Origin of the sequence: Methylophilus sp. UBA6697 (assembly GCF_002454655.1) — a bacterium.
In the GTDB taxonomy this organism is placed as follows: domain Bacteria; phylum Pseudomonadota; class Gammaproteobacteria; order Burkholderiales; family Methylophilaceae; genus Methylophilus.
Map to the genome: position 1 here is coordinate 32,475 of NZ_DKJH01000026.1, position 12,045 is coordinate 44,519.

Here is a 12,045-nt window from a genome sequence, read left to right on the forward strand (position 1 = left end):
TTTCCTATTTCCCCACTAATTCAGTGGCTTGCGATTCCACCAACGATTCCACTAGCGCATTCACCACACGCTCCATTTGCATAAAGCGCGAGCCTTTTACCAACACCACATCATCGGCGGTGGTCTCTGCCTGCAAAGCAGAAACCAAGGCTTCTACCGAGGCAAAATGGTGTGCTTGCGCACCGAACGCCTGCACTGCCGCTTGCGTGAATTGACCCAGTGCATACAATTTGCCAATCCCTTGCTGTTTTGCATAACGACCGATCTGCGCATGCATGGCTTCTGCATCCGCCCCCAGCTCGCCCATATCACCCATCACAAACACCGTATTTGAACCGGCATTTTTCAACACATCCAGCGCCGCCTGCATGGAATCTGGATTGGCGTTATACGTGTCATCAATCACTTTGGCGCCGTTAGCAGCCGTTTTCACTTGCAAACGCCCTTTGACCCCGGCAAAGCCTTGCAACCCTTGAGTAACATCGGCCAGGCTGGCGCCTGCGGCTAAACTCGCAGCGGCAGCTGCCAATGCATTCATGATGTTGTGCACGCCCGGCACTGCCAGTGTTAACGTGATGCTGTTGCCCTGATAATGCAGCTTGAAGCCAGCCTCAGCATCCAGCATTTCACCACGAACATCGGCGGCGGCGTGCAAGCCAAAACTCAGCACACGACGCCCTGCGTTCAAACCACGCCAGTCCTCTGCAAACTCACTGTCCGCATTAATCACGGCGATACCGTCATGGTTCAAGCCTGCAAATATCTCGCCTTTGGCTTTGGCAATGTTTGCACGCGAACCCAATTCGCCAATATGCGCCGTCCCGGCGTTGTTAATCACCGCCACATTCGGTCGTGCCAGGCGGGTCAGGTAATCGATCTCACCTAAATGATTCATACCCATTTCAATCACGGCACAGCGATGATTTGCACGCAAACGCAACAAGGTCAGCGGCATACCGATATCGTTATTAAAGTTACCGGCCGTGGCCAATACTTTGTCAGCGCTGCCGACATGCACTTGCATAATGGCGGCGATCATTTCCTTGGTAGTGGTCTTGCCATTACTGCCGGTGACTGCAATCAGCGGCAAAGCCAGCTGCTGGCGCCACCAGCTGGCTAACTGCCCCAAAGCCAGACGGGTATCTTTGACCAGCACTGTTGGCAAACCACCATCGACAGGCTTGCTCACCAGCGCAGCGACGGCACCTTGCGTCGCCACTTGCGGCAAGAAATCATGGCCATCAAATTTTTCACCTGGCAAGGCAACGAACAACTGCCCGACTTGCACGCGACGGCTATCGGTATCGACAGAGGTCACAGTGATATCCGCGCCATGCCCATTCACCGCCTGTAAACGGCCTTGTAATACTTCAGCAATGGTTTGCAGCGCGATCATGCCTGTGCCTTCTGATTCAAAGCGTTCTGATTCAACACGTTTTTTTTTCAACGCGCTTTGCACCCAAGCGGCATCGCTAAATGGATAGCGTATGCCCTGGATCTCCTGATAATCTTCATGGCCTTTACCGGCAACCAGCACCACATCGCCCTTGCCAGCCTGGCTAATGGCGAGAGCAATGGCTTTGGCCCTGTCGGTTTCCACGGTCACTTCACGCGCCATGCCTTCGGCAATCGCCGCAATAATCGCGTAAGGATTTTCACTGCGTGGATTGTCATTGGTCACCATCACGCTATCCGCCAGCGTGTCAGCAATACGCCCCATTTCGCTACGCTTGCCGCTGTCACGGTCACCACCGCAACCAAACACGCAGCTCAATTTGCCGCGCGCCTGAATACGCAAGGTATGTAATGCTTTTTCCAGGGCATCTGGCGTATGCGCATAGTCAACCACCACCAATGGCAAATCACCGCCGCCAAACATCTGCATGCGCCCCGCCACCGGCACCAGGCCAGATACGGCTTGCAGCGCTGCTGGCAAAGCCACGTCCTGCGCTAACAGGCAAGTCAGCACAGCCAAGGCGTTGTAGACATTGAACTGCCCCAGGGCATGCAACTGAATATCGCCGCTGCCTTGTTCCATACGCACCTGAATTTCAAAACCAGTGGCATGCATGGTGACGGCGGTTGCGCACACATCCGCCTCCTGATGCAGGCCATAACTCAATACTTTTTTACCTTGCTTACGCAGGTCTTCAATCAATGCCAGGCCAAATGCATCATCAGCATTCACTACAGCAGCCGACAGGGTTTGCCAGTCAAACAGTTTGCGTTTGGCCGCCTGGTAGGCTTCCATGGTCAGGTGATAATCAAGATGATCACGCGTGATATTGGTTAGCACCGCGACATCAAAGGCTACGCCATTGACACGGCCTTGATCCAGACCGTGAGAAGACACCTCCATGGCCACCGTGCGCACATCATCCAGCACAAAATTCGCCAGCACTTTTTGCAGCTCTACCGGGCCGGGCGTGGTATTTTGCGTCGGCTGCAAATCGTCCAGCGCGCCATTACCCAATGTGCCAATCACAGCAGATTTTTGTTGCAGGAAACGGTAAGCCTGGGCCAGCCAGTGCGTCACCGTTGTTTTGCCGTTGGTGCCAGTCACCCCTATGCACCACATTTGTTCGGACGGGTCTTTATAAAACTGGCTGGCAATATGACCAACCTGCGACTTCAGATCGGCAATAGCAATATTGTGTACATTCCAGGATGGATTCCAGTCGAAGCCCTGACTATCCCAGATCACGGTATTGGCGCCTTTGGCAATCGCATCTTCAATATAATCGCGGCCATCGCTGTGCTGTCCCGGGTAAGCCAGGAACAAGCCATGCTTTTCCACCTGGCGGCTATCTGCGGTGATGCCATGTACCGGCGCTGGAATAATATATTTACTCACATCGCCTCCTTCACTTCAGCCGCATCAGCCGGGGTGGTCGCTGGAATAGCATTGCCATCTTGCGGCACCACCAGCATACGCAGCACATCATTCATGACGGCACTAAACACCGGCGCAGCCACACTGCCGCCGTAATATTCACCATTGCTGGGCTCATCTATCATCACCGCCATAATCAGGCGCGGATTGGAGGCAGGCACCATGCCAACAAAAGAACCCACATATTTATCATGTTCGTAGCCATGATCACCCAATTTATGCGCGGTGCCGGTTTTGCCAGCGACGCGATAACCCGTCACCTGTGCTTTTAATGCTGTGCCGCCTGGCTGCACTACCAGCTCCAGCATATCCTTAACTGCGTTGGCCACTTTGGCAGAAAACACTGGACGGCCGACCGGCGGCTCAGACAACTTGGTTAAAGTCACCGGCAATAACTCACCTTCATTGGCAAACACGGTGTAGGCGCGCGCCAATTGCAACAAGGTCACGCTAATGCCGTGACCGTAAGACATGGTGGCCTGCTCAATCGGGCGCCAGGTTTTGTAGTCGCGCACTTTGCCTGAGGCCTCACCAGGAAAACCAATCTTGGTGGCTGAGCCAAAGCCCAGTTGTACATAGGTGTTCCACAACTGCTCGCGATTTAAATCGAGCGCCATTTTGGCCGAACCGACGTTGGAGGATTTCTGGATCACTTGTGACACGGTCAACACCTGGTTCGGGTGCGCGTCATGAATGGTGGCCGTACCTATGCGCAGGTAGCCCGGCGCCGTCTGGATTTTGGTATCCGGCTGATATGGGCCAAACTCCATCGCCGCCGCCGCAGTGACCGGCTTCATGGTCGAACCCGGTTCAAAAATATTCACGATGGCGGAGTTGCGCAACTTGCTGGCCACATTGACCGGATTGTTCGGGTTGTAGGTCGGAATATTCACCAACGCCAGCACTTCACCGGTTTTTGCATCCAGCACCACAGCCGCCGCCGCTTTGGCTTTATGTTTTTCAACCGCCCGTGACAATTCTCTATGCACCACATATTGCACAGTACGGTCTATGCTCAGCACCAGGTCCTGGCCATCGTGCGGCAACTTCACGGCGACCAGGTCTTCCACCACATGGCCTTTGCGGTCACGCACAAAATCACGCTTACCTGCGCTGCCAGACAATACGTGGTTACGGTAAAGCTCCATACCTTCAACGCCAGTGTCATCCACCCCAGTAAAACCGACGATATGCGCCGTCACTTCTGCCGCCGGGTAGAAGCGTTTGTATTCCTTTTGACTGAATACGCCGGGCACTTTCATCGCCATCACCTGTTTTGCCACATCGGGCGCCACTCTCCGTTTGATATAAACAAATTCTTTTTTCTTTTTTTGCAGCTTTTGTTGCAATTCCTTGGCTGGCATATCCAGCAGCTTGGCCATTTGCTTCAACTGCACCGCAGTCACCTGCACGTCAGTCGGGTTTGCCCACACTGACTCCACCGGTAAACTGATCGCCAATGGCTTGAAATTACGGTCATAAATCTTGCCGCGATGCGGCATCAACACCACTTTGCGTCGCGAAAACGCTTCACCTTTTTTAATCAGGTAGTCTTTATGCAAGGTTTGCAGGTAAAACCCGCGCCCCAGCAGCAAGACAAAACTCAACAACAGCAATACCAGCAGCGTTCTTCTGCGCCAGGCCGGCAATTTCACCAGCTTGTGTTGACTCTCTTTAAGCAGCATGACCATTCACTCGCAATGATTCCGGTTATGGCGCAGGCGGCACATCAACCATGATCACTTGTGTCTGCTGCATGCTCGGGCTATGCATATGCAAACGCGTGGTCGCAAAGTCTTCCAGCCGCGAATGCATGGCCCAGGTGCTTTGCTCGATCTGCAACTGGTCATATTCCGTCATATATTGCTTGGTCAACACTTCTTGCCTGTCCAGCTCAAAATACAATTTGCGCGCCTTGTATTGCGCCGTCACCACGCCCAAAGCCATGGCAATCGTCAACGCAAACAAAATCAAATTGAGCCGGATCATGAAACAGCCTATTGCACCTGCGTGCGTTCAGCCACACGCAACACCGCACTGCGTGAACGCACATTAGCCGCCACTTCCGCCTTACCAGGCTTGATGGCCTTACCCACAGCCAGTAAGCGCGGCTGCGGTAAATCCTTAGCGCGCACAGGCAATCCGGCAGGCAAGTTATCTCTATCCACTTCAGACTGGATAAAGCGCTTGACGATACGATCTTCCAGCGAGTGAAAGCTGATCACCGCCAACCGACCTTGCGGACGCAGCAGCTGCAGGCAATCTGGCAGCACTAGCGAGAGTTCCTCAAGCTCTTGATTGACGAAAATCCGTAGAGCTTGAAATGTGCGCGTTGCAGGGTTCTGGCCCGGCTCATTCTTGGGGATGGCGCCTGCCACGATCTTGGCAAGTTGCCCTGTAGTGGTGATGGCATGCCCATCTTCGCGCTCTTTAACAATCGCCCTTGCAACCTGCTTAGCAAACCGTTCTTCACCATAATCTCTAATCACCTCAGCCAATTGTTTTTCAGACATCGTCGCCAGCCACTCTGCGGCGGTTTTGCCCCGACTTTGATCCATGCGCATATCCAGCGGTCCGTCAAAACGGAAACTGAAACCACGCACACCCTCATCAATTTGCGGCGACGAAATGCCCAGGTCGAGCAATATTCCGTCTACCGCCTGCACATCCATCTCGGCCAACACTGCTGCCATGGCGGAAAAATGCGCATGTACCATCGTAAAACGCGCATCGGCAATCGTTTGCCCATGCGCGACCGCTGCCAGATCGCGATCCAAGCCGATCAAGCGCCCTTTGCTACCTAATTTGGAAAGAATAAGTCGGCTATGCCCGCCACGCCCGAAGGTGCCATCGACATACACGCCATCGGCCTGTACGTTCAGCGCATCCACCGCCTCATGCAACAACACGGTGATATGACTGGCGGCGACTGGTGACACTGACGTTTCCGTCAAGGACGCGGGCGCTGACTTCGCGCCCCGCGTCATAGCGAGAATCCTTCTAGCTCTTGCGGTATCTGCAACTGGTCGGTCGCCATCAGGCTCTCCAGCTGCTGATCCCATGCTGCCAGATCCCACAACTCAAAATGACTACCTTGCCCGACCATCATCACGTCTTTATCGAGCTTGGCAAACTTGCGCAGTACGGCATTCACCAGCAAGCGACCGGCAGAATCCAGATGCATCACATCTGCCTGACCGACGATCATGCGCTGAATACCACTGGTCTGAGGATTAAAACTGGACAAACTGGTCAGCTTGGTTTCAATCGGCTCCCAAGCTGTTTTTGGATACAGAATCAGACAACGGTGCGGGTGGGCCGTGAGCACAACTTCGCCCTGCCCGCCAGCCGTCAGGGCGTCACGATGCTTGGCTGGCACACTGAGCCGCCCCTTTGCATCCAAACTTAACTGTACCGCCCCGCGAAACATGGAATATTGTCCTTACCAACCTGTTTTGATCAAAAGCGGGATAAATTTCCCACAATTCAACACAAAATCACCCTTTTGCACACTATAGATAAAAAAAAAGTGCTTGGCAAGCACTTTGGGAGAAAAAATCTCTTTTAAAGACAAAGACTTAGAGCGTTTTAACAAAGCAATTTAAATCAAGAGATTGGCGCAATTAACACATAAAATTGNNCATTGAAAATATTGAATAATTAAAAAATGTTATTTTCTGCTGACTTTTTTAGCATCAAAAAAGGTCCGACTTGGTCAAATAAAACACACCAACCAGCACCCAACCATCCAATACATATATGTCCAGCAGATTGAAATTTTTAATCATAGGCGCAGGCATTTTACTGGCCATGGAGTGGCGCGCATGGTGGTACTCCTTGACGCCGACACCAGACTACAGCCACGGCAAAGTGCTGCTGTACGCCACCGACTGGTGCCCTTACTGCGAAAAGACCAGGGCATTACTGCAACAACGGCAGATTAGCTATCAGGAAGTCAACATTGAAAGGTCTGCCGAAGCGCAGGCTCAATACCAGCGGCTGGCAGGCAAAGGCGTGCCGGTGTTGCTGATTGCAGGGGAAGTGGTGCGAGGGTACAACGAACAGCGCATCAGCGCAGCGCTGGATCAATGGCAAGCGCGCCAGGCGCAGACCATGCTTAAGCAAAACATGATGAAGGAAAAATAAAGCCAACCGGTAAGCCGGGTTCTGNNAATGGTGAGGCAAGAGAAAGTAAAGCCAACCGATAAGCCGGGTTCTGTATCCACTTGCGTGGCGACAGTCATTCATCTAGGCGTGCAATTGCTCACACGCTCAAGCTATCTACCCGCTGGCAGCGCGAGCCACGCCTTATTACTTGCGTAAAATGCCAGCCTATTTGATATTGCTGCAGATGGAGGTTACCGCGTTTCACCGTAACTTAATACGCTCGTCTCTGTGGCCCTATTCCTCACCTTATACTGTTACCAGCTTTCAGCGTACGGCCGTTAGCCGTCATCCCGCTCTGTGCAGCCCGGACTTTCCTCCCCCTGTTTGCACAGGCGGCGACTGTCTGGTTGGCTTCATGGCTATTTTACCACGCGGACCACTAGACCTATAATATTGAAAAAACATTCCCGTCTCCAATGATCATGACCACAACAGAAAAGTCCGGCCAGCTAGACCCTTCCTGGCAAACCCACATCGGCGCTGAATTCGACAAGCCTTATATGCAAACACTGAAAACGTTTTTGCAGCAGGAAAAAGTCGCCGGCAAAACCATCTTTCCGCCGGGGCCACTGATCTTCAATGCGTTTAACCATACCCCGTTCGACAAAGTGCGTGTGGTGATTATCGGGCAAGACCCTTACCATGGCCCGGGACAAGCGCATGGCCTAAGTTTCTCAGTACCGCCAGGCGTCGCTTTGCCGCCTTCGCTGATGAATATTTTCAAGGAGATTCAGGCGGATTTAGGCGTACGCATGAGCGGGAGCGGCGACCTGACTGCCTGGGCAGATCAGGGCGTATTACTATTGAACGCTACACTGACGGTACAACTGGCCAATGCTGGCTCGCACCAGAACCGGGGCTGGGAGCAATTTACCGATGCCGCCATTGCCGCGCTCAACCAGCATAGGGAAGGCTTGGTGTTTGTATTGTGGGGCAGCTATGCCCAAAAGAAAGGGGCCATGATAGACCCCAATAAACATCTGGTTTTAAAATCCGTACACCCTTCACCACTGTCGGCGCACCGGGGATTTTTTGGCAATCACCAGTTTTCCAGCATCAATCAGTACCTAAGCAGCAAAGGGCAGGCGCCGATTAACTGGCAACTATAAATCCGGACAAGCACCGCCAACTAAGGCTTAACAACCAGCGCATTTTTGACTGATTTCACGCCACTGACACTGGCGGCAATCTTTTCAGCGCGCGTTTTCTGCTCGGCGTTATCGACAAAGCCGCTCAAAATCACCACATTATCTTTGGTTTCGACACTGACTTTAAAGCTGCTAAAGTTTTTTTCTACCAGGAGTTTAGACTTGATTTTGGCGGTAATGGCACTGTCAGTCGCTGCCTGTTTATTTTCAGCGTTATCCACCTTGGATTTATAAGCGGCGAACTCGTCCAGATCTAGGCTGCCATTATGGTTTGTATCCGCTTTAGCAAAAGAGCCGGTGTGAAAATCCTTATCCTTGGCAGCCTCTTTCTTGGACAACTTGCCATTACCATCCGCATCTACCGCTTTAAAGGCTTGTGCATACGGCGCTTGCTCTCCGCGCATTTCGTCTATCGTCACCGCAAATGTCTGCGCACTGAATATCACACCAGACATCACACCGAATCCTGCCATCAACCACTTGTTGTTCATCGCTTACCCTCCAATGTTTTAAAGTGTTACACCAGCTTCCATGCAATGGTTTGTCCGGCACGCAATGGCACCAGCACATCATCCGCAAACGGAATGCTTTCAGGCACCAGCCAGCTTTCCTTGCGCAAGGTGATGGCGTCAGTGTTGCGCGGCAAACCGTAAAAATCTGCCCCATAAAAACTGGCGAAGCCTTCCAGCTTATCCAGCGCACCCGCCTCTTCAAATGCTTCGGCATACAACTCAATCGCCGCATGGGCAGTATACATGCCCGCACAACCGCAACTCGCCTCTTTGGCGGATTTAGGATGCGGCGCACTGTCAGTGCCCAGGAAAAATCTGGATGAGCCTGAAATCGCCGCTTTCACCAAGGCTTCACGATGTGTTTCACGCTTGAGTACTGGCAAGCAGTAATGATGCGGGCGGATACCACCGGTAAACATGGCATTACGATTCATCAGCAAATGGTGTGCAGTAATGGTCGCGGCCAGGTTGGCCGGTCCTGCGGCTACAAACTCAGCCGCGTCCTTGGTGGTGATATGCTCAAACACCACTTTGAGGCCAGGGAAGTCCTTTAACAATGGCTGCAAATGACGCTCGATAAATACTTTCTCACGATCAAACACATCCACATCGCCATCGGTCACTTCGCCGTGGATTAGCAAAGGCATGCCCTGCTTTTCCATCTCTGCCAATGCGCCTGCACATTTGGCCAGGCTGGTCACGCCAGAGTCACTATTGGTGGTCGCGCCAGCCGGATACAACTTCACCGCCTGCACCACACCACTCGCGCGGGCCGCCGCAATTTCTTGCGCCGGTGTATTGTCAGTTAAATACAAAGTCATCAGCGGCTCAAATGCAAGCCTGGCAGGCAGCGCCTGTTTGATGCGTTGATAATAAGCCAGCGCCAGGTCGGCTGTCGTCACCGGTGGCCGCAAATTGGGCATAACGATGGCGCGGGCAAATTGTTTCGCCGTGTCTGGCAATACAGACTGCAGCCCAGCGCCGTCTCTCAGGTGTAAATGCCAGTCATCCGGGCGGGTCAGGGTGATTTCAATAGTCATACGTGTTACCTTTTTAATCTGGGCTCGCCGCTTTAAGCGCAAGCGCTGCTTCATATAATTCGTTTTTCTTCTGGCCTGTAATATCGGTTGCCAGCGCCACCGCCTGCTTGAGTGGCAACTCCTGTAATAGACGCTGCAATATCCTTAATGTCTCTTCATCCAGGCCATCGGGCTTTTCCTGCAGATCAGGATGCACCAGCACCACAAACTCGCCGCGCTGCTGATTGGTATCCGCATTTAACCAGTCTACCGCGTCTGTCAACAGGCAGGTATGGATGGTTTCAAAGGTCTTGGTCAGCTCGCGCGCCAGCGTCAGTTGCCGCGCACCACCTAACACATCATGCAAATCTTGCACGCACTCGACAATGCGGTGTGGCGCCTCGTAAAACACCAGCGTAGACGGAATTGCCTTAAGCAACTGCAAGCGCTTGCGGCGCTGTGAACCACTTGCCGGCAAAAAACCTTCAAAATAAAAACCAGGCTGGGTAATGCCTGCGGCCGACAACGCCGTAATGATCGCACTCACACCGGGGATAGGTACCACCTTCAGGCCCGCCTGTCGCACCACTTGCACTACTACTGCACCAGGATCGCTGACTGCTGGCGTACCGGCGTCAGTAATCAGCGCGATGGATTCACCTGCCAGCAAGCGTTTCACCAGGCCTTGCGCCGACTGCTGCTCGTTATGTTCATGCACTGCCAGTAAAGGCTTGCTGATACCGAAATGCCGCAACAAACCGACACTATGGCGGGTATCTTCGGCCGCGATCGCATCGACCTGCTGTAAGGTGGTGAGTGCGCGCTGGGTGATATCCCCCAGATTGCCGATGGGCGTTGCCACCACATATAATGTACCAATCTCGTTCATGCACGTATTTTATGCCATCGCGCCAGTTTCGCTAAGCACTAAAGCAGGCTGCGTGATGCAACAAAAGCCAAAGGCATCATGAAACTCAACGCTAATAATCAAGGACTGGCCGCAGAGGTGGCGGCTGTGCATTTCTTGCAGCAGCAAGGCCTGGTGCTATTGGCGCAAAACTATAGTTGCCGCTTTGGTGAGATTGATTTGATCATGCGCGATCAACACACCCTGGTTTTTGTTGAAGTGCGCTTACGCAGCCACCAGGCATTTGCCAGTGCGGCCGACAGCATAGACCATCGCAAACAACAGAAACTCATCCGCGCTGCCCAGCATTACTTACAAATAAACGACCTCAACACGCCGTGTCGCTTCGATGCGATCCTGTTTGACAACCCCCAATACCGCGCGCCGAATTGGATTCGTAATGCAATCGACACATAAAAAGCGTAGAATTTTATTTATCCTCTGCTGTCACACCCAACATCTTTAAGTTTTTCTCGTAGATCAAGGAAGTTTCATGACCCAACAAATTTTCACCAGAAAAGTCTCTGCTATTGCCTTGTTATTGATCAGCACGCAGTTGAGTGGCTGTTTTCCTGCAGTCGTGGGCGGCGCAGCAGCCGGTGGCGCGATGGCAGCAGATCGTCGTACGTCTGGCATTTATGTCGAAGATGAAAATATCGAATTAAAAACACTGAAGCGTTTGTCGCAATACATGGACAAAGCATCGCATATCAATGTCACCAGCTACAACCGCATTGTGCTGCTGTCTGGCGAGGTACCGAACGACGCCCAGCTCACGCAGGCAGAAACACTGACGCGTGAAATCTCCAATGTGCGCAACATTCACAACGGGTTGACCGTTGCCCCCGCCTCTTCCATTGGTGACCGCAGCAATGACACTTATATCACCACTAAAGTGAAAGCGCGTTTCGTCAGTGAGCGCCTGTTCCCGGCCAATGTGGTGAAAGTGGTCACGGAAGCCAGCGTGGTTTACTTGATGGGCATTGTCTCTGAGAAAGAAGCCACCGACGCCGTAGAAATTGCCAGAACGACAGAAGGCGTGACTAAAGTCGTCAAAGTATTTGAATACACCAATTAATTGTTAACTTCGCTTTAAGGAATCTGCATGGAAAATCAGGAAATTATTATTCAGGGCATTACATTGGCCGGAAAGCCTTTTCGCCCGAGTGACTGGGTGGACCGCATGTGCAGTACCTACGCCACGTTTGGCGACGACAAAAAGTTGCGTTATTCGCCTTACCTGAAGCCAAAACTGGTCAATAACGTGCGCAGCTTGTCGGTAGACATGAAGTTGAAAGACGTCAATCCGGCAGGCTTTGAGCAACTGATTCAGTTTGCCAAAGAGAATCAGCTCAGCGTGATTAACCCGGCAGGGGAAGCGGTGACTATCTAGTTTTAA

At 52.5% G+C, this 12,045-nt stretch carries 13 protein-coding genes and 1 other RNA gene; 5 read left to right on the forward strand and 9 right to left on the reverse strand.

Features of this window, described 5'->3' with window-relative positions; all coding sequences use genetic code 11:
• Positions 1-4 precede the first annotated feature (4 nt).
• Genes murF through mraZ form a run of 5 tightly spaced genes read right to left on the reverse strand, consistent with a single transcriptional unit; the run spans position 5 to position 6,323 of the window.
• Positions 5-2,854, reverse strand: coding sequence for a bifunctional UDP-N-acetylmuramoyl-L-alanyl-D-glutamate--2,6-diaminopimelate ligase MurE/UDP-N-acetylmuramoyl-tripeptide--D-alanyl-D-alanine ligase MurF (murF, locus tag B3355_RS08035; protein ID WP_349679996.1), 2,850 nt, complete (start codon positions 2,852-2,854; stop codon positions 5-7).
• Positions 2,851-4,578, reverse strand: a complete 1,728-nt coding sequence (locus B3355_RS08040) for a peptidoglycan D,D-transpeptidase FtsI family protein (RefSeq protein WP_369798315.1) — start codon at positions 4,576-4,578, stop codon at positions 2,851-2,853. The genes murF and B3355_RS08040 overlap by 4 nt, the downstream gene beginning before the upstream one ends.
• A 25-nt stretch (positions 4,579-4,603) precedes the next feature.
• A complete protein-coding gene (gene ftsL, locus B3355_RS08045; RefSeq protein WP_019883491.1) occupies positions 4,604-4,882 on the reverse strand; it encodes a cell division protein FtsL in 279 nt (92 codons plus the stop codon).
• Positions 4,883-4,890: 8 nt separating this feature from the next.
• Positions 4,891-5,880, reverse strand: coding sequence for a 16S rRNA (cytosine(1402)-N(4))-methyltransferase RsmH (gene rsmH / locus B3355_RS08050; RefSeq protein ID WP_292782418.1), 990 nt, complete (start codon positions 5,878-5,880; stop codon positions 4,891-4,893).
• A complete protein-coding gene (gene mraZ / locus B3355_RS08055) occupies positions 5,877-6,323 on the reverse strand; it encodes a division/cell wall cluster transcriptional repressor MraZ (RefSeq protein ID WP_019883493.1) in 447 nt (148 codons plus the stop codon). The genes rsmH and mraZ overlap by 4 nt, the downstream gene beginning before the upstream one ends.
• 329 nt (positions 6,324-6,652) lie before the next feature.
• On the opposite strand from mraZ, the gene B3355_RS08060 reads away from it, so the two are divergent.
• Entirely contained in the window at positions 6,653-7,039 is a 387-nt protein-coding gene (locus B3355_RS08060) for a glutaredoxin family protein (RefSeq protein WP_292782422.1), read from the forward strand.
• A 43-nt stretch (positions 7,040-7,082) separates the two neighbouring features.
• On the opposite strand, the gene rnpB is transcribed toward B3355_RS08060, so the two are convergent.
• Positions 7,083-7,415, reverse strand: an RNA gene (gene rnpB / locus B3355_RS08065) — RNase P RNA component class A.
• 61 nt (positions 7,416-7,476) lie between these two features.
• Here rnpB and ung point away from each other — a divergent pair.
• Positions 7,477-8,169, forward strand: coding sequence for a uracil-DNA glycosylase (gene ung, locus B3355_RS08070; protein ID WP_292782425.1), 693 nt, complete (start codon positions 7,477-7,479; stop codon positions 8,167-8,169).
• Positions 8,170-8,189: 20 nt separating this feature from the next.
• On the opposite strand, the gene B3355_RS08075 is transcribed toward ung, so the two are convergent.
• From B3355_RS08075 to rsmI, 3 genes are read right to left on the reverse strand one after another with little or no spacing between them, the layout of a single operon-like run.
• Complete coding sequence (locus B3355_RS08075) at positions 8,190-8,699, reverse strand: BON domain-containing protein (protein ID WP_292782428.1); 510 nt, start codon at positions 8,697-8,699, stop codon at positions 8,190-8,192.
• 26 nt (positions 8,700-8,725) lie between these two features.
• Positions 8,726-9,760, reverse strand: coding sequence for a dihydroorotase (pyrC, locus tag B3355_RS08080; RefSeq protein WP_292782431.1), 1,035 nt, complete (start codon positions 9,758-9,760; stop codon positions 8,726-8,728).
• 13 nt (positions 9,761-9,773) lie between these two features.
• Positions 9,774-10,628, reverse strand: coding sequence for a 16S rRNA (cytidine(1402)-2'-O)-methyltransferase (gene rsmI, locus B3355_RS08085; RefSeq protein ID WP_292782434.1), 855 nt, complete (start codon positions 10,626-10,628; stop codon positions 9,774-9,776).
• A gap of 78 nt (positions 10,629-10,706) precedes the next feature.
• On the opposite strand from rsmI, the gene B3355_RS08090 reads away from it, so the two are divergent.
• The 3 genes from B3355_RS08090 to B3355_RS08100 all read left to right on the forward strand — a co-directional run bounded on the left by B3355_RS08090 (position 10,707) and on the right by B3355_RS08100 (position 12,039).
• The gene (locus tag B3355_RS08090) at positions 10,707-11,063 is read left to right on the forward strand and encodes a YraN family protein (RefSeq protein ID WP_024930553.1); all 357 of its coding nucleotides are present in this window, start codon (positions 10,707-10,709) and stop codon (positions 11,061-11,063) included.
• 76 nt (positions 11,064-11,139) lie between these two features.
• Positions 11,140-11,724 (forward strand): BON domain-containing protein, encoded by a 585-nt coding sequence (locus tag B3355_RS08095; protein WP_292782437.1) that lies wholly within the window; start codon positions 11,140-11,142, stop codon positions 11,722-11,724.
• A 27-nt stretch (positions 11,725-11,751) separates the two neighbouring features.
• A complete protein-coding gene (locus B3355_RS08100; protein WP_019883505.1) occupies positions 11,752-12,039 on the forward strand; it encodes a DUF3579 domain-containing protein in 288 nt (95 codons plus the stop codon).
• The last annotated feature ends 6 nt before the right edge of the window (positions 12,040-12,045 follow it).